The 23,434-nt window shown below is 66.5% G+C and carries 22 protein-coding genes; 14 read left to right on the top strand and 8 right to left on the bottom strand.

Translation table 11 applies throughout. The features are described 5' to 3' along the window. The first annotated feature begins 68 nt into the window (after positions 1-68). Positions 69-920, top strand: a complete 852-nt coding sequence (locus tag GO986_RS05030; RefSeq protein WP_157458158.1) for a hypothetical protein — start codon at positions 69-71, stop codon at positions 918-920. 468 nt (positions 921-1,388) lie between these two features. Beyond that, on the top strand, positions 1,389-1,805 hold the full coding sequence (locus GO986_RS05025; protein WP_157458157.1) for an organic hydroperoxide resistance protein: 417 nt from the start codon (positions 1,389-1,391) through the stop codon (positions 1,803-1,805). Between the two features lie 464 nt (positions 1,806-2,269). Here the strand turns inward: GO986_RS05025 and GO986_RS05020 are convergent, their stop codons facing one another. Both GO986_RS05020 and GO986_RS05015 read right to left on the bottom strand, forming a co-directional pair. Beyond that, positions 2,270-3,760 carry a 2-phosphoglycerate kinase gene (locus tag GO986_RS05020; RefSeq protein WP_157458156.1) on the bottom strand — a complete coding sequence of 497 codons (1,491 nt, stop codon included), beginning with the start codon at positions 3,758-3,760 and terminating at the stop codon, positions 2,270-2,272. A 90-nt stretch (positions 3,761-3,850) separates the two neighbouring features. Continuing rightward, entirely contained in the window at positions 3,851-4,468 is a 618-nt protein-coding gene (locus GO986_RS05015; RefSeq protein ID WP_157458155.1) for a TetR/AcrR family transcriptional regulator, read from the bottom strand. A 124-nt stretch (positions 4,469-4,592) separates the two neighbouring features. Here GO986_RS05015 and ppgK point away from each other — a divergent pair, with 124 nt between their 5' ends. From ppgK to GO986_RS05000, 3 genes are all read left to right on the top strand, one after another. Beyond that, entirely contained in the window at positions 4,593-5,375 is a 783-nt protein-coding gene (gene ppgK / locus GO986_RS05010; RefSeq protein WP_157458154.1) for a polyphosphate--glucose phosphotransferase, read from the top strand. 55 nt (positions 5,376-5,430) lie between these two features. Further along, positions 5,431-6,165 carry a sporulation protein gene (locus GO986_RS05005; RefSeq protein ID WP_157458153.1) on the top strand — a complete coding sequence of 245 codons (735 nt, stop codon included), beginning with the start codon at positions 5,431-5,433 and terminating at the stop codon, positions 6,163-6,165. 250 nt (positions 6,166-6,415) lie between these two features. Next, positions 6,416-7,252 carry a TolB family protein gene (locus GO986_RS05000; protein ID WP_232337417.1) on the top strand — a complete coding sequence of 279 codons (837 nt, stop codon included), beginning with the start codon at positions 6,416-6,418 and terminating at the stop codon, positions 7,250-7,252. 53 nt (positions 7,253-7,305) lie between these two features. On the opposite strand, the gene GO986_RS22820 is transcribed toward GO986_RS05000, so the two are convergent. From GO986_RS22820 to GO986_RS04980, 3 genes are all read right to left on the bottom strand, one after another. Next, a complete protein-coding gene (locus GO986_RS22820; protein WP_232337415.1) occupies positions 7,306-10,143 on the bottom strand; it encodes a leucine--tRNA ligase in 2,838 nt (945 codons plus the stop codon). Positions 10,144-10,362: 219 nt separating this feature from the next. Next, positions 10,363-10,782: a hypothetical protein gene (locus tag GO986_RS04985; RefSeq protein ID WP_369409165.1), complete on the bottom strand. Its 420-nt coding sequence runs from the start codon at positions 10,780-10,782 to the stop codon at positions 10,363-10,365. 9 nt (positions 10,783-10,791) lie between these two features. Then, on the bottom strand, positions 10,792-12,075 hold the full coding sequence (locus tag GO986_RS04980) for an ArsB/NhaD family transporter (protein ID WP_369409164.1): 1,284 nt from the start codon (positions 12,073-12,075) through the stop codon (positions 10,792-10,794). 103 nt (positions 12,076-12,178) lie between these two features. Here GO986_RS04980 and GO986_RS04975 point away from each other — a divergent pair, with 103 nt between their 5' ends. Beyond that, complete coding sequence (locus GO986_RS04975) at positions 12,179-13,261, top strand: endonuclease/exonuclease/phosphatase family protein (protein ID WP_157458152.1); 1,083 nt, start codon at positions 12,179-12,181, stop codon at positions 13,259-13,261. A gap of 116 nt (positions 13,262-13,377) precedes the next feature. Here GO986_RS04975 and GO986_RS04970 read toward each other — a convergent pair whose 3' ends face one another. The 3 genes from GO986_RS04970 to hpt all read right to left on the bottom strand — a co-directional run bounded on the left by GO986_RS04970 (position 13,378) and on the right by hpt (position 16,132). Beyond that, positions 13,378-14,559 carry a hypothetical protein gene (locus GO986_RS04970; protein WP_157458151.1) on the bottom strand — a complete coding sequence of 394 codons (1,182 nt, stop codon included), beginning with the start codon at positions 14,557-14,559 and terminating at the stop codon, positions 13,378-13,380. A gap of 94 nt (positions 14,560-14,653) precedes the next feature. Continuing rightward, the gene (locus GO986_RS04965; RefSeq protein ID WP_198170412.1) at positions 14,654-15,268 is read right to left on the bottom strand and encodes an ABC transporter ATP-binding protein; all 615 of its coding nucleotides are present in this window, start codon (positions 15,266-15,268) and stop codon (positions 14,654-14,656) included. 336 nt (positions 15,269-15,604) lie between these two features. Then, positions 15,605-16,132 carry a hypoxanthine phosphoribosyltransferase gene (gene hpt, locus GO986_RS04960; RefSeq protein WP_157458149.1) on the bottom strand — a complete coding sequence of 176 codons (528 nt, stop codon included), beginning with the start codon at positions 16,130-16,132 and terminating at the stop codon, positions 15,605-15,607. A gap of 76 nt (positions 16,133-16,208) precedes the next feature. Between hpt and trpC the strand changes: the two genes are divergently transcribed. From trpC to GO986_RS04920, 8 genes are all read left to right on the top strand, one after another. Further along, on the top strand, positions 16,209-16,997 hold the full coding sequence (trpC, locus tag GO986_RS04955; protein ID WP_439648699.1) for an indole-3-glycerol phosphate synthase TrpC: 789 nt from the start codon (positions 16,209-16,211) through the stop codon (positions 16,995-16,997). A gap of 27 nt (positions 16,998-17,024) precedes the next feature. Continuing rightward, positions 17,025-17,819: an MBL fold metallo-hydrolase gene (locus GO986_RS04950; protein WP_369409163.1), complete on the top strand. Its 795-nt coding sequence runs from the start codon at positions 17,025-17,027 to the stop codon at positions 17,817-17,819. Between the two features lie 349 nt (positions 17,820-18,168). Then, complete coding sequence (locus GO986_RS04945; protein ID WP_157458147.1) at positions 18,169-18,885, top strand: TVP38/TMEM64 family protein; 717 nt, start codon at positions 18,169-18,171, stop codon at positions 18,883-18,885. Between the two features lie 44 nt (positions 18,886-18,929). After that, positions 18,930-19,985, top strand: a complete 1,056-nt coding sequence (purM, locus tag GO986_RS04940) for a phosphoribosylformylglycinamidine cyclo-ligase (RefSeq protein ID WP_157458146.1) — start codon at positions 18,930-18,932, stop codon at positions 19,983-19,985. Continuing rightward, a complete protein-coding gene (locus tag GO986_RS04935; protein WP_157458145.1) occupies positions 19,982-20,710 on the top strand; it encodes a histidine phosphatase family protein in 729 nt (242 codons plus the stop codon). Before purM ends, GO986_RS04935 begins: the two co-directional genes overlap by 4 nt. Positions 20,711-21,020: 310 nt before the next feature. Next, a complete protein-coding gene (locus tag GO986_RS04930; protein ID WP_157458144.1) occupies positions 21,021-21,344 on the top strand; it encodes a DUF1905 domain-containing protein in 324 nt (107 codons plus the stop codon). 549 nt (positions 21,345-21,893) lie between these two features. After that, positions 21,894-22,841: a methylmalonyl Co-A mutase-associated GTPase MeaB gene (meaB, locus tag GO986_RS04925; protein ID WP_369409162.1), complete on the top strand. Its 948-nt coding sequence runs from the start codon at positions 21,894-21,896 to the stop codon at positions 22,839-22,841. Next, a complete protein-coding gene (locus GO986_RS04920) occupies positions 22,838-23,395 on the top strand; it encodes an isoprenylcysteine carboxyl methyltransferase family protein (protein ID WP_157458143.1) in 558 nt (185 codons plus the stop codon). The genes meaB and GO986_RS04920 overlap by 4 nt, the downstream gene beginning before the upstream one ends. Positions 23,396-23,434 lie beyond the last annotated feature (39 nt).

The raw sequence follows: 23,434 nt of genomic DNA, 5'->3' as shown, positions 1-23,434 counted from the left end.
GACTCTCAGGGGTTCTTGCACCGACTGTAAGGGCAGAAGCCTGGGGCGCGGTCCACTAGTATGGCGCCATGCCGCTTCAGGTCATGGAATCCAGCATTCGTGCCCGCAGTGGGCAGCTGGAAGATAGCGCTGACCTGCTCGTGGTCACCCCCCACCACATTGCCCTGGTGGCCGGGCTGAGTTTTGGCGCCACGACAGGCGGCGCCCGGCCGCACGACCTGCCTCCAGCGCGCTTTGCGGCTGTCGTGGGCGCGGCGGCCCTGCGGGACCTGCCCCCCAGCGCTGACCTGCGGGATGCGGCGGACCGCCTGACCCGCGCGCTAAGTACGGCGCTGGGGCGGACCCGGCACGGCGAAGCGCGCCTTCAGGTGGCCTTTGCGCTGGCGGCCGTCAGTGCGGCGCGGCGAGAGGTCTGGCAATTGGGGGCCGTGGGCGCCCACTGGGACGGCGGGACCGCCGGCCAGGGCGTCTACGGCCTGCCCAATCAGCTGCCTTCCCTGGCGGCGGCGGCTCAGGCGCGCGCCGTGTTTCTGCACGCCCTGCTGGCCCGTGGTGACGCCAAGACCGCCGCCACCCTGCGCCACGACGACCCGGCGCAGGTCATCATTGCGCCGCTGCTGACGGCGCACGCGGCCCTGGCCAACACGACTGGCCCCTTCGGCTACGGTCTGGTAGATGGCCGCCCCGTGCCTGATGAACACCTGCGGGTGCATGTGCTGCCACCCGGCCCGCGTGAAGTCTGCCTGGCCACGGGCGGGTATCCGGCGGTGCTGGGCACCCTCCAGGCCACCGAGCGCCACCTGGAAGACGTGCTGGCCGCTGACCCCCTGCTCACGACCCGCTTTCCCTATGTGCGGCCCCAGCGCCCTGGCCAGGATGGGTACGCTGACCGGGCTTACGTACGCGTGCGCGTGTGGTGAGAGGGGAGGGGGTTCGGCTCTGGCCGGCAGGTCTATTGCATCCCGCTGAACCAAAAGAGATGGACCTGGCGATAGGTCTGTCTGGTGGTCTTCTAAGAGGAGAGCCAGAAGATTGACCATGAGGTTGCGTTAAGGCGCGCGGCTCTGTAGAGCTGCTGGGCAGGGACAAGTCTGTGCTCATTCACAGGTGGTTCGGTGTTTTCCACACGACAACAGAAGATTCCTGCGCCGCTTCAGAGGCGCCCATGAATCTCCTGAAGAACAGAGACTTGTGGGCTGGGTCTTCCTCTAGCTCGCCAGCGCTTGTTCGTCTCCTTCCGCCGTAGAGCACAGTTGGTCAGCTCAGGTGGCTGATGGCCTTAACTGGAGCCCGGCAGCCTCACTCTCTCACTGCCCCTCACGCAGGAACACCTTCTTTGTGCGGCGGCTTGCCGTTGCGGCGCATCGGCCCGCGCCATGCTGGGCCGCATGAATCACCTGTACACCGCAGAAGTCACCGCCACAGGCGGGCGCGCCGGCACCGTGACAAGCAGCGATGACCGCCTGAACTTCGCCCTGAGCGTGCCGGCTGGTATCGGCGGCGACGATGGCCCCGGCACCAACCCCGAGCAGCTGTTTGCCGCCGGATACGCCGCCTGCTTTCAGGGCGCCCTGGGTGTGGCCGCGCGCCGGCAGAAGCTGGAACTGACCCCAGACAGCACCGTAACGGCTCGCGTGGGCCTGCGCCGCGAGGGGCTGGCCTTTGCGCTGGACGTGGCTCTGGAAGGCCATTTCCCCGGCCTGAGCCAGGACGACGCCCTGGCCTTGATGCACGCCGCCCATGCCGTTTGCCCCTACAGTGTGGCCACACGCGGCAACGTGGATGTTCTGCTGAGCGTGCGCTGATTACAGCTGCCAGAGCAGTGGCAGGGTCAGCCCTGAGCGGCTCCCACGGCAGGACAATAGCCTAGAGCCGATTGGCTGCTTCCAGACTCACCCCCCGCTTTTGCGGCTTGTTTCCCTTGAATTGAACACCTAGCCCCGAGAAAAGCTTTGACCTGAGCGCCGCTCGCAGCTTTGGCAACAGAGAGTACAGCGCTCAATCATGGCCACACCGGGCCGTTCCTGAAAAGGGTTTTCACTTTGTCTAGATCACAAGGCGTCAGCGGGATTCCCCTTTGGCGCTCTCTTTCTTGACTCATAGCGGAACTCAGCGTGGTTGAGGATCATACCCCTCAACCACGCTGAGGCCGACACAGTGGGTGTCCGTCAGAGACAGCGGCGAAAGTGGAGTAGAGGGGCGTTGATGGGCCCTCAATGGAACTGGCAGCCGCTGTCAGACTTCTGGCCGCAGACGCGCCTTTGTCTTCTTATCCTCCGGCACCCAGAGTCAGCTCAGCGCCGTCCTCACCCAGCAGGCTGAGCCGCTCTTCGGGAGTCAGGGCCACCATCACGCGCTTCAGGACCACATCCACAGCCTGCTCGGCGCTCTCATCCAGGGTCAGGCCGTCTAGCAGAGGCACGTCCTGGGCGCGGGCCAGGGCTTCCAGCTCATCTTGCATGGCGCGGATCTCTCTGAAATAGGCCATGTAGCGGTGCAGGGGACGGCTCGCAGCCGTTTCAGAGTCGCGGCTTTCAAAGTGGCGGCGGTGTTCTTCCTCGTCGGGCAGCGTGACCAGCATGGGCACCAGCAGTGCGCCCCGGAACGCCTCTGCACGCAGGTAGCCGGGCACCAGATGAACGCCTTCGAGCACCAGGCTGCTGCCCTCCTGCACGCTGCGGGCCACCACAGCCCCCAGGCCGACGCTCACCTGCTGCACCTGGTCACGGAAGCCGGCCAGCAGGGCCTCGCGGGTGGGGGTCTCGGGACGCGGCACCCCTGGCGGGAGCAGGGCCTCCCAGGCGCTGAAGGTGCTGGCGTGCAGGGTGGGCACCAGGGCGGGGGAGACCATGGCCCGCATGACCTCCCGAATAGAATCGGTGCTGACCACGCGCGCAATGCCCAGGCGGTAGGCAATCTCGGCGGCCAGGAAGCTTTTACCAGTGCCTGACACGCCCCCCAACAGCACGATCACTGGCCTGGGCGGGCGGCGAATGACGCGCAGCAGGCGGTAGCGCGCCCCGACATCTGGCCCCACCTCATCGCGCAGCAGCGCCTCGACCTTGTTGCGGATGGCGTGGCGGGCGACCACGCGGTCGTCGCGGCCCCGCAGGTCGCGCTGGGTCACGCGCGCCACCTTGCGGGCCACATCCGGCGCGACCCCGGCGGCCAGCAGTGACTGCACCAGAATGCCCTTGGAAAACGGGCTGGGCATGTTGCTGTCGCTGCCCAGCACGCCCAGTTTGCCGCGGTTGTGGCGCAGGTAGCGGTAGGTCAGGCGCAGATGTTCACCGTAGCGGGTGGCCAGGGCGTCTTCGGTCAGGTTGTCAATTTCCTCGGCGCTCAGGCGCCGCACGCCGCGCTGGCGCAGGCCCACATCCACCGTGCTGGCCGTGGCGTAGGCGTCTTTACCCGACAGCCCCGCGTCTTCCAGCGTGCGCGCCAGCACGCCCCGGCTAAACGGCAGGTCGCCCTTCTTGGCCGTCACCAGAATGTCCACGAAGGCCGGGGTCTGGGCCGCCGCTGCCTGCGCCACGGCTGACCCGGCCACGTCGCGCGCCACCTCGACCATCAGGGCCTGAAGCTCGCTGGGACTGACGGTGGTGCGCCGCGCGAGGCGCAGTTGCTGCTCAATGCGCCGCGCCGCCGCCGCCGCACCCGCACCGGTGGCGCCAGCATTGACCAGCGACTCGACCAGCAGCCCCCGGCTAAACGGAAAGGCGTGGCGCGCGGTGCCAATCCGCAGCTCGGGCAGGGTCATGGCCGGCGGAACTGGAAGAGAAGGGCGTTCACCGGCGCAGTGTACTCCCGGCGCCCTCCTGGGAACCGCGCGCTGCGCCCCATCTGGGCCTCAAGGGCGGGGGAGGTCGCGGCGCACGGCACCTTCTAGCAGCAGGCCCAGGGCGAGGCGCATTTCCTCGCGCAGTGGACGCTCGGTGCCGTAGGCGCTCCAGCGCAGCGCCACCATCAGGTAGGTGTCGGCAATCAGGTTGCTGATGCGCTGCAGGCTCAGGTCGGTGCGCATCTGCCCGGCGTGGTGCATGGGGCGCAGAATCAGCTCAATGACCTTGCTCAGGGGCAGCGCCTGGTAGGCGGTGCGGGCGCGTTCGGGGTTGGGGTTCATCACCTCGTAGGCCAGCGGCGGAAACAGGTCGCGCTCGCGGGTGTTTTCCTCGGCCAGACGGTCCCAGACCTCGTACAGCACCGTCAGGGGCGGCGTGCCTTCGTGCAGCCGGGCCTCGGCGTGGTCGCGCAGGCGGTTCATGACCTCGCTGCCGTAGTCCAGCAGCACCGCTTCTTTGTAGGGGTAATAGTTAAAAAAAGTGCCGCGCGAGACGTTACTGGCCCGCGCGATATCCGTCGCGGTGGTCGTCTGAAAGCCGCCGCGCTTGAACAGGTCAATGGCGACAGAATAGATGCGGGCGCGGCGGCGCTCCTTCTGGCGTTCGCGCAGCGAGGTGGAATCCATGATTCCCCAAGGTATAGCGCGCCCGGTTCAAAATTGCACCCTGTTCAAACAGGAACTCAGTTCACAGAGTGGGGCGGCCAGGCAGGGGCGCTGGGCGTGGCCTATCGCTTAGGCTGTACCCCATATGAGCGTGACTCTGGGCATTGACATAGGCGGGAGCGGGATCAAGGGCGCGCCAGTGGACACCCTGACCGGGCAGCTGGTCGGCGAGCGCCGCCGTATCCCCACCCCGGAAGGCGCCGCGCCTGCCGACGTCAAGGCAGTGGTGGCCGAGCTGGTCCGGGGCTTTGGGCTGCCCGGCCCGGTGGGGGTGACCTTTCCCGGCATCGTGCAGCGGGGGCGCACCCTGTCAGCGGCCAATGTGCATAAAGACTGGATTGGCCTGGACGCCGACACGCTGCTCAGCGAGGCGGTGGGCCAGGAGGTGCATCTGCTCAATGACGCCGACGCCGCCGGGCTGGCCGAGGCCCGCTTTGGCGCTGGCGCCGGGCAAGACGGCACCGTCATGGTGCTGACCTTTGGCACTGGCATTGGTAGCGCCCTGATTCATAACGGCGTGCTGGTGCCCAACACCGAACTGGGACACCTGTGGCTGCGCGACAAACACGCCGAAACCTGGGCCTCTGACCGGGCGCGGGAACGCGACGACCTGAACTGGAAACAGTGGAGCAAACGCGCCTGTTCCTACCTGCAACATCTGGAACTGCTGTTCAGCCCGGAGCTGTTCATTATCGGTGGTGGAATCAGCAAAAAAGCCGACAAATGGACGCCCCACCTGACCCTGGACCGCAGCCGTGTGGTGCCCGCGCAGCTGCTCAACGAGGCCGGCATCATCGGGGCGGCCATGCAGGCGGCCCTCCTCGCGCCGCCCGTCCAGTCATCGCGCGCTGCGGCCAAAAAAGCTTAGACTCCAAACGTCATCTTCGGAACTATTCACGCGCCTGGGGCGTACAGGGAGGAGTATGGGATTCTTAAAACGGATGATGGCCGCAGTCGGTGTGGGTGGCGCGCGCGTGGACGCCCAGGTGCAGAACCCCGCTGTGCGCATTGGCGAGAGTGTCAACGGCGTGATCGTCGTGACGGGCGGAGGCGTGGACCAGCGCATTGAGCGCATTAACCTGGGCCTGGCGACCCGCTACAAGCACGATGACACCTATGTTCACCACCAGCTCAGCAAGGTGGCCGTGGTGCCGGGCTTCGACCTGCGCCCAGGCGAGCGCCGCGAATTCCCCTTCAGCATTCCTGTGCCTGCGGGCACGCCCCTGACCCTCAGCGGCACCTCGGTCTGGCTGGCCACCGACGCCGACATTGCAGGCGCCGCCGACCCCGGCGACCAGGACACCCTCCAGATTCTGCCCAGCCGCGAGATGGAAACCCTGTTCATGGCCGCGCAGCAGCTGGGATTTCAGCTGTCAGGCAGCGAGGTGGAATACCACCACGGCCGCATCGCCCAGGAAATCAGCTTCCGCCCGCCCTACGGCCAGTACAAGATTGCGGAAATCGAGATGATGATTTTCCCGCAGATGGGCGGCCTGGACGTGATTCTAGAGGTTGACCGCCGCGCCACTGGCATGGCGAGCATCTTTACCAGCGAGACGGAGCGCAAAGGCAACTGGCACCTGAGCAGCCAGACCTTGCAAGCCGGCTCTGACGCGGTGGCCCGCGAACTGGAAGGCCGCATTCGCAGCCTGATGTAAGCGGGAGCACCTGAGCCGGGCGGCGCCGTGTCCAGGCGCTGCCCGGTCTCTTGTCCCGCACTCAAGGCAAGAGCAGCCAGAAAGTCGGTAACGCGGTTTCCGCCTGTGTCGTTCGCCCATCGAGAAGTGACCTCTTTGCCAGTTCCATGCCTGGAACCCGCTTCTCTTGCTCTTGGCCGCAGCTTTCCAAGCCCACTCGGAATTTATTGTTTTTACAGCTGATGAGATCGGCGTCCGTGTAGGGTCGGGTATGCCCCTGCCACGCTTTGGCGAGCCCAGGTCCCTGACCGCAGGTCCCGGAACAGACCTGCGTACCATCTGGACGCCTGACAGCCAGGCTGTCGTGTTCGAGCGGCTGTCGGGCCAGGTGCGGCGGCTGTACCGCCTGACGCTAGACGGGACAGACCTGCGGGAAGTGCCGCTGGATGAGACCCCAGGCCACAACACCACGGGCCGGGCGGCCTTCCGGGACCCAGAGGCGTTTGTGTTTGTCAGTGACCGGGAGGGGCCGCCCGCTTTGTTTCAGAGTGTGGCCGGCCGGGTGAGCCTGCTGCTGTCTGGCCCAGCACCCTGTCATGGGCCGGCCCTGCCGCCGGATGGGCAGGGGCCGCTGCTGTTTTTTCAGCAGCCGTCAGAGGACGAGGCGTTTATCTGCAGCCTGGACGAAAGTGGCCAGGTGAACCGCTTGACCCAGGCGCCGGGAGTACAGGATCAGCCTTGGCCGCTGGCAGATGGCCAGGGTTTCATCTATCACGGCGCTGATCAGGACGGCCACCGACTTTACCGGCAGGCGTTGGTGCCTGGGGCTCTGCGTGAATGCCTCAGTGCCGAGGACGAAAGCACGCCTTACGTCACGCCTTTCCCCTCACCAGATGGCCGCTGGCTGGCCTTCACTTCGGCCCTGAGCGGCCAGGAGCAAATCTGGGTCATGGACTTGCAGGATAGGACGCGGGCGCAAGTGACCTCTGGTGACCCTCATAGCTTTCCGGCCTGGAGTCCTGACGGCCAGTTTCTAGTGTGTACCCAGGGTCAGCCCACCGCCAGGTCACCCCACGGCCATCTGGTGCTGCTGAGCGTAGAGGGCTAAAGACAAGGCGGCTGTCCTCTGTGATTTGGAGGACAGCCGCCCGGAACAAAGGCTTACTTCACAACGATATTGATAATCCGCCCCGGCACGTAAATCTCCTTGACGACCGTTTTGCCCTCAATAAAGCGGGCCACGTCGGCGTTGGCTTTTGCGGCGCTCAGGGCCTTCTCAGCGGCGGCGGTCTTGGAAATCGTGATCTCGCCGCGCACCTTGCCGCTGACCTGCACGCCCAGGGTCACGGTGTCACGGGTGGCGGCCTGCTCGTCCACCGCAGGCCAGCTCTGGGTATGCACGCTGCCTTCGCCGCCGCGTTCGGTCCAGATTTCCTCGGCGATGTGGGGCACCACCGGGGCCAGCATCAGGTTAAACATCTGCAGGGCCTCGGCCCAGGCAGGGGTGCCGAACACCGGGGCGCGCTTGGCCTTGACCAGCGTATTCGTCAGCTCCATCAGGGCAGCGACGATGGTGTTAAAGCTCAGGCGCTCGAAGTCGCCGCTCACTTTTTTCAGGGTGGCGTGAACCGCGTACCGCAGCTCGGCGTCCGTGACCTTCTCGGCGGGGCCCACGGGGTGGTCCTCGAAATACAGGTTCCAGACGCGCCCCAGCCACTTGGCCGGACCGTTGATGCCCTGCGGGTCCCAGGGCCCGCCCAGTTCCCACGGCGCGATAAACAGCAGGTAGGTCCGCACTGTGTCGGCGCCGTATTCCCGCACCAGATCGTCGGGGTCCACCACGTTGCCCCGGCTCTTGCTCATCTTCTCGCCGTCCTCGCCCAGAATCATGCCCTGATTGCGCAGCCACGCAAACGGCTCGCTCTGGGTGGTCAGGCCCATGTCGCGCATGACTTTGGTCCAGAAGCGCGAGTACAGCAGGTGCAAAATGGCGTGTTCAATCCCGCCGGTGTACAGGTCCACGGGCAGCAGGCCGGCCTTTTCAGGATCGAAGGGGTAGGTCTCGTTGCCTGGACTCAGGTAGCGGTACATGTACCAGCTGGAATCCACGAAGGTGTCCATGGTGTCGGTGTCGCGCTCGGCGGGGCCGCCGCAGACAGGACAGGTGGCGGCGGTCCAGTCGGTGTTCAGCTTCAGGGGGCTCTGACCAGTGGGCGTGAATTCCACGGTCTCTGGCAGGCGCACGGGCAGGTCCTCGGCCGGCACCGGCTGGGCACCGTGTTCGGCGCAGTACACGATGGGAATGGGCGTGCCCCAGTAGCGCTGGCGCGAGACCAGCCAGTCGCGCAGGCGGTAGGTGGTCTTAGCCATGGCGATTCCGCGCGCTTCCAGCTTCTCAATGATCGCTGTGATATTGGCCTTGCCACCGGGCATACCGTCAAATTCGCCGGAATTGATGATGGGGCCGATTCTGCTCGGGAAGTTTCTAAAAAACTGATTCTGTTCGCCAGGCTCTGGATACGACCTCTCCAGTTCTATTTCGGGCCAATCAAAATTTTTCAAACGGCTTAAATAGTCATCATGAGCGTATACAATATTATTGTTTATGCCAGGGAAAATGATATAATTTGTGCCTAACAACAATGCGGTTCGTGAGGAGTATTGCATTCCATTATGATGCCATTTAGATTTTTTATTATTGCTTGGCAGAGGCGTTGATATTGAATTTAATCTATCGACTACCTTATCTTTACTATGAAAATCTCCTGAGATCAAATATAAATCATCTTCAACCTTGATGTATTTAAATGATAAATCATCAATTGCCTGTTCTATCAAAGAATAATCCTCTTCTTCGACGAACATGAACCATCTTGGCGTCTCAAAGACCCGTTTAATCTCCAGACCAAATTTCCTGGCAAAGGCGAAGTCGCGCTCGTCATGGGCCGGCACCGCCATGATCGAGCCGGTGCCGTAGGTGACCAGCACGTAGTCCGCCACCCAGATCGGCAACTGGTGCCCCGTGACCGGGTGCGTGGCGTAGCTGCCGGTGAATACGCCGGTCTTTTCGCCCTCCTGCTGGCGTTCCACGTCTGTCTTGCGGCCCGCTGCGGTGACGTAAGCCTCCACCTCGGCGCGCTGCTCATCGGTGGTCAGGTCCGAGACCTTGCTGTGCTCGGGGGCCAGCACCAGGAAGGTCGCGCCCATCAGGGTATCGGGGCGGGTGGTGAACACCGTTTCCGGCCCGGCGGGAGTCTGAAAGGTCACCTCGGCACCCACCGACTTGCCAATCCAGTTGGTCTGCATCAGGCGGACTTTCTCGGGCATGTCAGTGGCCGAGAAATCCAGCAGTTCATCGGCGTAATCGGTGATTTTCAGATACCACTGGCTCAGATTGCGTTTTTCGACTGGGGTGCCGCAGCGTTCGCAGGCGCCGTTCACGACCTGTTCGTTGGCCAGCACCGTCTGGTCCTTGGGGCACCAGTTCACCAGGCCGCCCTTCTTGTAGGCCAGGCCGCGCTTGAAGAACTCGGTGAAAAACCACTGGTTCCAGCGGTAGTAGTCCGGGTCGCAGGTGGCAAACGAGCGGGTCCAGTCAATCATGGTGCCCATGCGCTGAAACTGCCCGGTCATGTACTCGATGTTGCTGTAGGTCCAGGTGGCTGGGTTGACGTTGTTTTTAATGGCCGCGTTCTCGGCGGGCAGGCCAAAGGCGTCAAAGCCCATCGGGAACAGCACGTTGTAGCCGCGCATCCGCATCCAGCGGGCCCGCGCGTCTGGCGCGACGTTGGCGTACCAGTGCCCGATGTGCAGGTTGCCGCTGGGGTAAGGAAACATGGTCAGGGCGTAATGCTTCTCGCCGGGCGCGTCCTCCCGGAAGATGTACAGGCCCGCCTTGGCCCACTCTTCCTGCCACTTGCCTTCTATGGCGTGGGGGTTGTAGCGCTCCATGCGCGGCTCCTGAATGTTGATGCTGGCGGTTTCATTGGTCTGGGTCATGGGACAGGGCTCCTTTGAGGGCAAGGGGGACTGAGGGGTGACAGGGGACGTGACTTGTTCCTTCAGCCATCAGCAAAAAAACGCCCCGGCACGCAGCCGGGGACGCTCGAACGTAGCGGTGAGGCTAGTCGAGGCGTCCCCGGCTGAGAAGTGCAGAGCGGATCATGGGAGGCAGTTTAGCGCACAAACGGCCTGCTGGCATCGGCCATCTGGCCTTTTTTAACGCAGGGGCGTGCTGCCCAGGCTGACCAGCGTGCCCCCGCCCCGGTGTTCAGCGATATACAGGACACGCTCGCGGCCGCGCGTCAGGACAGCCTCGAACTGAATGCCGTCGTCAGGGCGGGTGGACAGGCGGGTAAAGCCCCCTGCTTCCAGCAGCCGGAGCAGCGTTTCGGGCTGCCAGTCGGCGAACAGATACTGCTCGATTCGGGTGTCACCCCGGCGCACCTCGGCCCTTACGCTGCTTGATTCAGGACAGAGGGGGGTGGCACCGGCAGGGACAGGGCCCACGCCCCAGACCTGGCCCGGCTGCTCGGCGCAGTACAGGGCCCCTCGCCAGCGCGCCCCGGACTGCCACCAGGCGGCCCCAGCCAGCAGGACCAGCAGTGTCAGCAAGGGCCCCAGAATACGGCTCTTCACGCGCTCAGGTTAGCCCAGGGCCAGCCGCAGCCACAGGGCCAGCAGCCCCGCCAGCAGCACGGGGGGCGTGAGGCGCAGCCCGGCGCGCAGGTAGTCGCCCCAGCTCACGTCCAGGCCGCGCCCGCGCAGCACGTGCAGCCACAGCAGGGTGGCGAGGCTGCCAATGGGTGTCAGCTTGGGGCCGATGTTGGCGCCGACCACGGCGCCGTACACCAGGGCGTCCCGCGCCGCCCCGGTGACGCCGGCTTCCTGCAGGCCCAGGAGGGCAATCAGGAGCGCGGGCAGGTTGTTCAGGCCAGCACTGAGGGCCGCCACGCTGAGCCCGGACGCCAGCACCCCTGCGCCTTCACCCCGCGCGGCCCAGCTGGCCAGCCAGTCGCCGTAGTGACCGCTGAGCCCGGCTTCCCGCAGCCCCGAGACCACGGTGAACATGGCCAGACTGAACATCACCACGTTCCAGGGAGCCGTCCGGACCACCGCGCGGCTGTCCACCTGCCGCCCCAGCGCCGCCACCAGCCACACCCCAGCGGCGCAGGCCCCGACCACCGCGCTGATGGGAATGCCGTGGTCTTCGGCCAGAAAGGCGCCGGCCAGCAAGAAGGGCGCCGCGACCACGCCGGCGCGGCACACAGCCCAGGAGTGAACGGCGCTGCGCGGCTCAGGCAGGTCAGCAGGGTCGTAACGCTGGGGGAGTTGCCGGCCATACACCAGCAGCAGGGTCAGGAAACAGGCCAGCACCACCGCCAGATTGACGGGCACCATCACGTGGGCATAGCCAGAAAACCCCAGCCCAAAGGCGTCGGCGGCCAGCAGGTTGGTCAGATTGCTGATCGTCAGCGGCAGGCTGGCGGCGTCAACCACAAAGCCCACGGCCAGGGCCAGGGCCAGGGTGGCGGCCCGGTTCAGCCTGAGCAGCGCCGCCAGTTCCAGCACGATGGGCGTGAGGATCAGCACGCCGCCGTCGTTGGCAAACAGGGCAGCGACCAGGGCGCTAAGCCCCACCAGCAGGGCCAGCAGCCGCCGGCCACTGCCGCCGCCCCAGTGGGCCACGTACAGCGCGCCCAACCGGAACAGGCCGGCCGCGTCCAGCAGCAGGCTCAGGACCATCAGGCCCACCAGGGTCAGCGTGGCGTTCCAGGTGGCCTGCCACAACGCGGGCAGAGCGCTGAGCGGGACCACGCCAGTCATCAGGGCGGTCAGGGCCCCCAGTGTCGCGGCGCGCGCCGGTCCCAGGCCAGAGGGCCGCCAGATCACCAGACCGACGGTTACAAGAATAAGCAGCGCGGCCAGCACGCCTGCACTGTAGAGCCTGCGTCATTCACCTCATGCCAGCAGGCCGCCGAGCAGCCCGCCTGGGTCTGGGAAAGGCCAGGAAATTCGTTACACTGCCCTCAACATGCGACTTCAATCTCGCCGGGCGCGGTGGTGGCCGCGCGCTCTGCTGGGTCTGGCGGTGCTGGTGGCGGCACTGGTGGGCCTGGTCTACGCCCTGACCGACCACCCCAAAGCTGTGCAGGCGGCTGACCTCACCTGCCCGGCCACCACGCCGACCCTGCAGAGAGGTCAGGCGGTCAAGGTGCTGAGCTGGAACGTGCAGTATCTGGCCGGGCGCGGGTACGTGTTCTTTTACGACACTCTGGCGGGCGACGGTCCCGATACCCGCCCCACTCCCGAAAGCCTGGCGCGCACCCTGACCGAGGTGGTGGCTGTGATTCACCAGGAAAACCCTGACCTGATCCTGCTCCAGGAGCTGGACCGCGACAGCAAGCGCACCGACCACGCCGACCAGCTGGCCCAGCTTCAGGCGCGGCTGGGCGGGGCCTATCCCTGCGCGGCCACCGCGTACTATCACCGCGCTGCGTTTGTGCCCCACCCCAGCATCATGGGCGAGGTGGGCCTGAGCCTGGGCACCCTCAGCCGCTTCCGCCTGGAGGGGGCGACCCGGTACGCCCTGCCGCGCATCTGCGGCGACCCAGTGACAGTGGCCTTTAACTTCAAGCGCGCCGTGCTGGGCGTCACCTTGCCTGTTCAGGGCGGCCCGCCCCTGACCGCCTACCAGACGCATATGGACGCCTTTGCCCAGGGCTGCGACACCATGCACAGGCAGGTGGCGGCGGTGGGCGAGTTGCTGGGCGGCACACCAGGCCCCTGGCTGATGGGCGGCGACTTCAACCTGCTGGGCACAGCGGGGGCGTACACGCGCCTGCGCGAGCGGGAACGCGCCTATTTCAATCCTCAGACCGAACTGAAGCCCCTGATGGACGCTTACGAGTCCTTTCCCAGCGAGGCGCAGATTGAGACAGGGGAGGAGAGGTACTACACCCACTTCCCGAACGACCCGGCGGTGGGGCAACCCGACCGCACCATTGACTATTTCTTCTACTCGGCGGGGTTGGCCCACACGGGCGACCGCATTCGCCAGGACAGGCCCAAAATCAGCGACCACTTTGCCATGCTGACGACCATACGAGTGCCCTGACAGCGGCGGCCAGTTCGGTTGAGGGGTGCTGTTCGCCCTTCACTTCCGCCTACGCCGCTGCCTCTTTCTGTCACGGACTTTGCTACTCTTGGCCGCTCAGGATTCCGCTGTGAGCATCAAGTCAGAGGGCTCACCAGCAGTGCCAGCAGGCCCAGTCCCAGCAGAGCCAATGGGGCCAGGCCGGGTAAGCCCAGGCCTACGCATGTCGCCGTCAGAATGCCAGGGGTTAACCCTGCACCCAGTTCCAGCTGTATCCGGACACCGGCCCCAGCCGTGGGGCAGCTGCCCCCCAGCCAGTGGAACACGGCGAGGGCCAGCCAGGACGCCAGTCCCGCACTGAAGGTCAGGGACAAGTGGGCGCCTGCCAGCAGTGCGCCTACCGCACACACCGTGCCTAGTGTGAGACCGCTGGGCAGCAGGCTCCACCACAGGGCCTTGGACGCGGGCACCGGGGCTGCTGGCGGGGGCAGCGCTGGCAGCCCCCGCAGTCCGGCGGCCAGACATGGGCCCATCAGGCCGGGCAGCCCGGCGGCCAGGGCCAGGCCACCCAGCAGGGTCGGCAGCACCGCCGCTGGAGAGGTCAGGAGAGGCAAGGTGGCCCGCCAGAGCAGGATCCGGGCTGGCGTGGGGTGGACAGGCGGCTTCACGGTCCACCGCCGTGCGGGCCGCAGGCCATCGGCATTGACCGCCAGGAGCGGCAGGCCCAGCCGCCGGGTTCTGGCCTGCACGGCCTGCACCTCCAGCAGTCGCAGCAGGCGTGGGGGCAGGGCTGAACGCAGCGTCTGCTTCCAGATGAAGCCGCCAGCGAGAAGCGTCAGGAGCCCGCCGACCATGAGCCCAAGGGGGTGCAGCGGTCCCAGAAGGGGCAGGAGCACCGTGAGCAGCAACCGGACGCGGCGGCTGGCGGTGAGTCGCTGCGCGTGGCTCGCCGCCTGAAGGACCGGCACGGCAGCGGCGAGGCCAGGCAGGGCCGCCGCCACAGGCCAGGCTGGAAGACTGACCGCCAGCAAGGCCGCGCCGCCCAGAAGCCCTGCGCCTAACCAGGGGGCTGCTGTTCGGAGAAGGGGCCAGGCCAGGACCGCCCAGGGCGGCGTGGGCGAACGGAGCCAGCCCAATTCGGCTGTGGTCAGGGCGACATTCGGGCGGCGGCTGACGAGCACCGCCAGCAGCAGAACCGTGCAGATAGCCGGTGTGACCAGTCCCAGTGGAAGCGCGAAGGGTGCAGGCTGGTACAGCTGCCAGAGGCTCAGCAGGGCGACCAGTCCTGCGGCCCCCAGGTAGGCAGCCAGCAGCGGCACCCCACTGGCGCGCTGCGCGGCCCAGTAAAGCTCCAGGCCCGGCGGGTGGTCAGGTGCTGGGCCGCCCAGACGGCGTGGTGTGAAGTGCCGCTTTTCACGCGCTGTCCAGGCTCAACGTCTGAACATCCATAGTCGCCAGTTCGTTGCCGTGGGTGGTGATGATAAAGGCGTTGCCGGCGCGGGCGGCAGTCTGAATGGCCTCTCGCGTGACCTGCCGCGCGGCACTATCCAGTGTGCCGAACGGTTCGTCCAGCAAGGTCAGTGGCAGGCCCAGCGCGCCGCTCAGGGCCACCTTTTGCCGCGTGCCCTGAGACAGTTCTGTGGGCCAGGCGCCCAGCCAGCGTGTCAGTCCTAGGGCTGCGGCCAGGGTCAGCAGCGGCTGAACGGGCCGGCGCCACAGGGCCGCCGTGAAGTGCAGGCTTTCCTCAGCGGTCAGGTCGTCGGGTAGGGGAGCGTGGGTCGGCACCCAGGCGGTGGCGGCGCGGGCGGCCAGACTTCCCGGTGGAGGACCCAGCACTTCGGCCCGGCCGGTTGCGGGTAATTCACCGGCCAGGACACGCAGCAGCGTGGTTTTGCCTGCGCCGTTGGGCCCCAGCAGATGGAGCACCTCGCCCCTGTTCAGGGTGAGATGGGGCAGGCACGCCAGCGGGCGGCCCGCTGCCTGAAGGGTCAGATGAGACAGAACGAGGGGCGGGGGTGTCGTGGTCACTTGGGTGGCGGTACGCGGCGGCTGAGCCAACCGTTCCTGCGCTGAAGGCGATTGGTCAACTCCACGCCCATCAGCCCGATTTTGCTTTTTTCTGGTCAGATTGAACCGCTGGCAAAGATTTAAGTGGGGTCAGAGCGGCTGCCCGTTCCACCCTGAGGTCAAAGCACACCCCTCAGGTCCACCTCTGCCGCTGTCTGCTGAGCTCACTTCGTCTCGGAGTGGCTGAGGGCTCCTCATCCAAGCGCTCTGGGTGCTGCTGTCAGTAGCAGGACTTCACAACGCCAACAAGAGCGGGCAGAGGCATCATCTCCTCTGCCCCTGAACCGTCTCCGGCTCTTATTCCTGGCTGGTGATAAACGGCAGGTTGCGGTCAAACTGGGCGCGGTCCAGGCCGTAGCCGTAGACGAAGGCGTCGGGGATGGTAAAGCCCAGGTATTCCACCGGAATCTCGACCTTGCGGCGGCTGGGTTTGCTCAGCAGGGCGGCAATCTTAAGGCTCTTGGGGCCGCGCCCTTCAAGGTAGTGCAGCAGGTAATTCATGGTGATGCCGGTGTCCACGATGTCTTCCACCAGCACCACATGGCGGTCACTGATGGGAAACTGGAGGTCTTTGACGATTCGCACCTCGCCGCTGCTCTGCTTGGCGTTGCCGTAGGAACTGGCCTGCAGAAAATCAATGGTGCAGGGGATGTTCAGGGCGCGCACGAGGTCGGTGTGGAACATAAACGCGCCGTTCAGGACACAAATCAGGTGAGGCTCCAGCCCCCGGTAATCCTCACGAATCTTGGCCGCAATTTCCTGAATGCGGGCTTGCAACTGTTCTTGCGTAATCTGGACGGGGCCGTTGCCGGGGGCGAGACTCATACCTGCTCAGGCTAACACGGCCTGCGCGCGCCAGGGAGGGCCGCGCTATCCTCGCCCTCATGACAGGGGCGGCGCAGTGAAGAGTGAAACAACGCTGGATTTTTCGCGTGTGCCGGGGGTGCTGGGCCGCATCGTGGCCGAGCGCGTGGTCGATTACCAGGGGGCTGACCCAGCGCTGGGGGAGCCCTGGCCCGCCGCGCGGCGCCTGGAGGCGGCGCTGGCGGCTCCCGGCCTGGCCCTGATTGCCGAAGTCAAGCGCGCCAGCCCCAGCCAGGGCGCCATCGCCCCACTGGACCCCTTAGCGGCGGCGCTGGCCTACCAGGCGGGCGGCGCGGCGGCCATCAGCGTTCTGACCGAGCCGAGGCATTTTGGCGGCGACGCCCAGGCGCTGCGCGACGTGGTGGGCGGCGTGACCTTGCCCGCCCTGCGCAAGGACTTTGTGGTGCACCCCGCCATGCTGCGCGAGGCCGCCGACTGGGGCGCCTCGGCGGCGCTGCTGATGGTCAGTGTGCTGGGTGAGGCCACCGCTGAATTTCTGGAAGGGGCGCATCATCTCGGTCTGGACGCACTGGTCGAGGTTCATGACGAGCGGGAACTGGACGTGGCGCTGGCCGCTGGCGCGCGCATCATCGGGGTAAACAACCGGGACCTGACCACCCTGCACATTGACCTGGAGGTCAGCCCCCGCCTCATTCGGCGCGCGCGGGAGGCCGGATTTGCGGGCGTGCTGGTCGCTGAGAGTGGGTACCGCACCCCAGCTGACCTGACGGGTGTGCGCGGCCTGGCCGACGCGGTGCTGGTGGGCACCAGTCTGGCGGGCAGCGCGAATCTGGAACGCGCCGCCCGTGACCTGATGGCCCTGTGATGAGGGCGCTGATGGGATGATGGGACCGTGACGGCCCCCGCCTCTCTGACCCTGCTGGGCACGGGAGACAGCAAGGGCGTACCGCGCTTCTGGTGCGCCTGCGCCGTGTGTACCGAGGCGCGTACGGGGGGCGTGAATCGTCGCCGCCGCACGACCACGCTGCTGCGGGTGGGTGCCCAGAGTGCGCTGCTGGATGCGGGCCCCGATACCCACGCCGCCCTGGCCCGCCTGCCGGCGCCGCTGGTGCCGGGCATGGTGCTGCTGTCTCACGCACACAACGACCATCTGCTAGGGCTGGGTGACCTGCTGGATTACGTGCAGTACGCCGGGGGCACCTTGCCGGTCTATGCCCCGGCCAGCGTGATTCCGGCCATCCGCGAGCGCTTTGGCTACGCCTTCCGGCTGCGGTCGCCCGTGCAGGTCTGGCCCGACGAGGGGGTGCGGGTGGGCGGCGTGACCCTGCGCGCCTTCCGCGTGCCGCACGGGGCGAACGGCGAGAGCCACGCCTTTCGGCTCGATGCTCCCGGCTGGGCGGTGGCCATCATGACCGACGCGATTGACGTGCCCGGCAACACGGCTGCCGCGTGGCTGACCGGGCTGGACCTGCTGGTCCTGGGCACCTCCTTTGCCGACGAATCGGCCCAGGCCCACAGCGGGCGCAGCGTGTACGACGTGCGTGAAGCCCTGGCCCTGCCCTGGGCGCAGGCTGCCCAGCAGGTCATCCTGACCCACCTGTCGCATGAGGTGGACGCGCGGCAGGTCGCCCATCTGCCGCCCGGCTGGCGCTACGCCCACGACGGCCTGACTGTGCCGCTGCCCTGAGGAATAAAGGGTCAGGCCGGCCCTCTACGCAGCAGGCTTAGATTCTGCCTGGGACGAGAAAGAGTGACCGAGGGGCCAGGGCAGCGGAAGGTCGGTAAGGCAGTCAGCCTGACTTGAACTCACAGTGGACCCCAGAGCAGCCAAGGGTGATAACCCTCAACCGCTCCCAGAGATAGCGGCGTGAGCGGCAATCAGGGGTGTCTCTCATCCCAGGGTGAAACCGTCACTGTCAGACGAGTCGCATCCACCCCCAACTTGCAATGAAGGAGAACGAGGCTAGACCTGTTCGGCTGGCCTGTCACTTTCTGAGGACCTCCGTCTCACGGCGACGCTCTACACTGGGCGCGCAATGGCCGCTGCCCATCCCCCCCGCTTCCTGCGCTGGCTGATTCTGACGGTCACAGCGCTGGTGCTGCTGGGCACCTGCCTTCAGCCCGAGGTGCGCGCCTTTCTGGTGCGCGCCTACCAGGCCCTGACGAGCAGCGACCCCCAGGTGACCCAGGTGTTTGTGTCGGGGCTGGGCTGGGCCGGGCCGCTGGCGCTGCTGGCGGGCTTCGTGCTTCAGGCGGTGCTGCCGGTGCTGCCGGCGCTGGTCATGATTGCTGTGACGGCGCGCGCTTATGGCCCGGTCGAAGGCTTTTTCATCGTGTACGCCGGCACGCTGCTGGGGGCGGCGGCTGGCTACGGCCTGGGCCGGTTGCTGGGCGATACCCTGGTCCGTACCCTGGCTGGCGAGCGGGCGCGCAAAACCGCCTACGACTTTGCGCAGCGCCACGGCACCCAAGGCGTGCTGATGGTGCGCCTGATGCCGGTGCTGTCGGCCGACGTCCTGAATCTGGTGGCGGGCGCGGCCCGCATGGGTTTCCGGCCCTTCATGCTGGCCACGGCGCTGGGGGCGCTGCCGGTCACGGCGCTGGTGGTGTGGCTCTCGGGCAGTAGCGAGCGCCTGGCGTGGGGGGTGGGCCTGCTGTCGGCGGCGGTGGGTCTGGTGGTGCTGGTGCGCTGGTGGCTGGCCCGCCGGGCCGAACCTGAGGCGGCGCGCGGCGAAGCGACTCGGGTAGACTGACCGCACAAAGGTGTCGCCTGTCACAGGCGCGCAGCAGGAGGCTCATGACAGGGAAAAGAGAAGACGCTTCGGCGTCGGCATACGAGCGGGCTGGGGTCAGCATTGACGCCGGGCACCGCGCGGTGGACTTGATGAAAGGTGCCGTGGCGCGCACCCACACCCCCAACGTGCTGGGCGGCCTGGGCGGCTTTGGGGGGCTGTTTCGCGCGGCCTTTGGCGACATGGCCGACCCCGTGCTGGTGGCCAGCACCGACGGCGTGGGCACCAAGACCAAGGTGGCGGTGCGTACGGGCCAGTTTGCCGGGCTGGGCGCCGACATCGTGAACCACTGCGTCAACGACATTCTGGTGCAGGGCGCCCGACCGCTGTTTTTCCTTGATTACGTGGCGATGGGCAAGCTGCACCCCGAGCGGGTGGCCGAGGTCGTGACGGGCGCGGCGCAGGCTTGCGAAGCCCTGGGCGTGGCCCTCCTAGGCGGCGAAACCGCCGAGATGCCCGGCGTGTACGTGGACGGTGAACTGGACATTGTGGGCACCATCGTGGGTGTGGTGGACCGCCCCGCCCTGATTAACGGCCAGCGCATCCAGGTCGGCGACACCGTTCTGGCACTGCCCAGCAGCGGCCTGCACACGAACGGCTTTTCGCTGGCGCGCTTGGCCCTGGATAGCCTCGACTGGACAGAGGCCCGCGCCGATCTCGGCGGGCAGACGCTGAGCGAGGTGCTGCCTGTGCCTCACCGCGCTTATCTGCCCGCCTACGACACGCTGGTGGCGGCGGGGGTCGAGGTGCGCGGCATGGCCCACATCACCGGGGGCGGCCTGGTGGACAACCCACCGCGCGTGTTTCCGCCGGGCATTGGGATGGCGATTGACACCGCCTCGTGGACGGTGCCGCCCGTCTTTGAACTGATTGTGGAGCGCGCCGGCGTGCCCCGTCAGGAAGCCTTTCGCGCGCTGAATATGGGGGTGGGTTTCCTGTTCATCGTGCCTGCCGGGGCGCAGGCGGCGGCCCTGACGGCCCTCACGGCCGCTGGCGAGCAGCCCTGGGTGATTGGCGAGATGGTGGCGGGCCAGGGCGTGAGTTTCCGGGGCAATTCTTGACCAGGCGCCCGGCGTCGTCCCAGCGGCCGCCGACCGGGTTTGCTGCGCCGGACCGGTCAGCGGCCACCGAGTTCTGGGTGGTGCGCCACGGTGAGAGCACCTGGAACGCCGACGGGCGCTATCAGGGCCAGGCTGACGTGCCCCTCAGCCATATCGGCATCTTGCAGGCTTCCAGCCTCGCTGAGCGCCTGACCGGCCAGAGCTTTGACGCCGTTTACACCAGCGACCTGACCCGCGCCGCGCGCACTGCCGATCTGGTGGCTGAACGTCTGACCGGCGCGCCGCAGCCGCAGGCCCACCCTGGCCTGCGCGAAATTGATGTGGGCGAGCTGTCGGGCCTGGTGATTGCCGACATCCGCGAGCGTTACCCGGAGTATCTGGCCACGCTGCTGACCGACCCCTGGAGCACCCGGCGCCCCGGCGGCGAGAGCATGGAAGACCTGTATGCCCGCAGCGGCGCGGCCTTTGCCGAACTGCGCGCGCGGCATCCTGGCGGGCGGGTGCTGGTCTTTACCCACGGCGGCGTGGTGCGTGTGGCGGTGGGCCTGGCCCTGGGCGGCGTGCCTGCCAACGCCTGGGCGCGCCTGAGCGTGTCCAACACCTCGCTGACCCGCGTGCTGCTGGGCGAGGGCAGCGGCATGCTGTTGGGCTTTAATGACGACGCCCACCTGGAAAACCTGCTGGACGCCACCGAAGCCGACGACGTGCTGGGCCAGGCGCCGTAAGTCTCCTCCGAACTTTGGGGAAGTCGTTGGCAACAACGGTTTCATTCGGCCGGACTTGGAGAGCTCTGTCAGGCCGCAGGAGCAGAAGCGGGCTGACGGGCGCGGAGTTTGCTTGGGAGGCACCTTCCCGAGTGGTCAGTGGAACAGACGGAATTTGTATCGTAGCGGAACCCAGATGAGTTGAGAGAAGTACTTTCCACAGCGTCTCAGGCGAACGAAATGAGAGTTTGGCACAGGCAGCGGCGTGATCGGCATTGAAGGGCGGGAGGGCGTGGATGGGCCCTCCCGCCCTTGCCCTACACTCTTCTTCATGAGCCTGGCCTTTAGCGGTGAACTCTGGTACTGGCGGGGGCCGGCGCCCCATTACTTCGTGACGGTGCCGCCCGAGGAGTGCGAGGCTATCAAGGCGGCGTCCAAGTTGGTGACCTACGGCTGGGGCATGATTCCGGTGCAGGTCACGGTGGGGAAAACGGTCTGGACGACCTCGCTGTTTCCGCAGGAGGGCCGCTATCTGGTGCCGGTGCGCGCCAATGTTCGCAAAGCGGAAGGTCTGGAGGAAGGCGACACCGTGGAGGTGCAGCTGGACGTTCAGGCGGCCCGGCGGCGCAAGGCAGAGGAGCCTCAGGAAGACTGAGCCGCCTGGGCACAGGGGTCTCTTCTAGCCGCTGGATTGTTTGGGCCTGCCTCTCGGTGAGGTCATGCGGCCTGGCTCTGGCGGCTGGCTCACTACCACCTTTGTCTCGCCGCTGCCAGAGCTTTGCTCGCCTTCTGTCCGGGGTTGACCGGAAGCCGCTCCTGTTTGGACTGTTCACACCTCGCACAGACTCGGATTCAGCCACTTTTGTAAATGGTTGAATCCGGGCGGACTTGAAAAGCTGCGGAGCAGTGCGAGTGGGAGCAAAACGAGTTCCAGGCGTGGAGTTCGCAAAACGGCGTTCTCCCGGTTGGGCAACGACACAGACGGAATTCGTATCAGACTCGATGGGCTCACTTCATGCCCAGCCCTTCTGTCTGCTTCTCTGCGACTCTGTCTTTAGTTGCTGCATCCACTCAAATGAATATTGTGTCGCCAACGACGAGGTTGGAATCTGCCTCGCCTCCTATCAGATGACACGCCCGGACCCTCTGCTCTAGGGTGAGCCCAGATGACGACCCCTCTGTTCCCCTGTTGCCCGGAGACGCCGTGACCGCGCCGCCTGTGGCCTCTGCCCCCCTGCTTATCCGCTACGAGGGAGGCGACCTGCGGGCCCTGGCCCGCGCGGTGACCCTAGCCGAGGCGGGCCTGGACGGCGCGCGGCCCCTGCTGCGCTTTGCCCGGCAGCGCGCAGCTCGGGGTGAGCGGGCAGTGGTGCTGGGCGTCACAGGCAGCCCTGGCAGCGGCAAAAGTACCCTGGTGGACGCCCTGATTACGGCTCTGCGGGCGCGTGGCCAGCGGGTCGCGGTGCTGGCCGTGGACCCCAGCAGCCCTTACAGCGGCGGCGCGATTCTGGGGGACCGCATTCGTATGCTGCGCCACCACGCTGACCCTGGCGTCTTTGTGCGGTCTCTGGCCAGCCGGGGAGCGCTGGGCGGCCTCTCGGCGCGGGCACCCGGCGTGCTGTCGCTGATGGAAGGGGCCGGGTTTGACTGGGTCATTCTGGAAACGGTCGGGGTGGGGCAGAGCGAGGTGGACATTGCCGCCGCCTGCGACCACACGCTGCTGGTGCTAACCCCGGCCGGCGGTGACGGTGTACAGGCCTTCAAGGCAGGCATCATGGAAATTGCCGACGTAATTGCCGTCAACAAGGCCGACCTGCCCGGCGCTGACCGCACCATGCGCGAACTCATGGCGGCGCAGGGCCTGGGCGCCCACGACGCACACACGTGGTTTGCCCCCATTCGCAAGACAATCGCTTCTAAAGCAGAAGGCATAGACGCCGTGATTGCCGCGGTGGAGGCCCACCGCACCCACCTGGGCGAGGCTGGTCTGCTGGCCCGCCGCGAGGCCAGGGCCGAATTTGAGGTCAGGACGCTGGTGCAAGAACGCCTGCTGAGCCGCGCCCGTGCCCATGGCGGCGAACTCTACGCCCGCGTGGCGCGCGGCGAACTCGACGCTGATCAGGCTGCCGAGGCCCTGCTGGGGCCAGCATGAAGGCCCGCCACGCCGCGCCGCTGCTGGCGGGCGCCCTGGTCGTTCAGCGCCTGCTGGAACTGCGGGTGGCCCGCGCCAACGAACGCTGGGCCCAGGAGCGGGGAGCGGTGGAATATGGTCGAGAGCATTACCAGCTGTTTTTTGTGCTGCACCCGGCCTGGCTGCTGGCCCTGCTGCTGGAGGGGCGCCGAAATGGGGGCCGAGTCAACGGGGTGGCCCTGACGCTGCTATTGCTGGCCCAGCCGCTGCGGTACTGGGTGATTCGCGCCCTGGGGCGCTACTGGAACACCCGCATCCTGATTGTGCCGGGCGGTGAGCGCGTGACCGCTGGGCCCTTCCGTTACCTCAAACACCCCAATTACGCGGTTGTGGCCCTGGAACTCGCGGCGGCGCCCCTGGCGGTGGGCGCGTGGCGCACTGCGCTGGCGTTTACCCTCCTGAACGCGGCCCTACTGCTGGGCATCCGCATTCCGGCGGAGGAGCGGGCGCTGCGGACTTATCTGGAGGTTGAACGCCAGGCAACGTCAAAAGGCCCCGCTGCTGGGGCCTCCTGACGACCCGGAAGGCATGCGAACTCGACTCCAATCATCTGC

This window comes from Deinococcus arboris, from assembly GCF_009755355.1.
GTDB lineage: Bacteria > Deinococcota > Deinococci > Deinococcales > Deinococcaceae > Deinococcus > Deinococcus betulae.
This window is presented reverse-complemented; position numbering and strand designations above follow the sequence as displayed.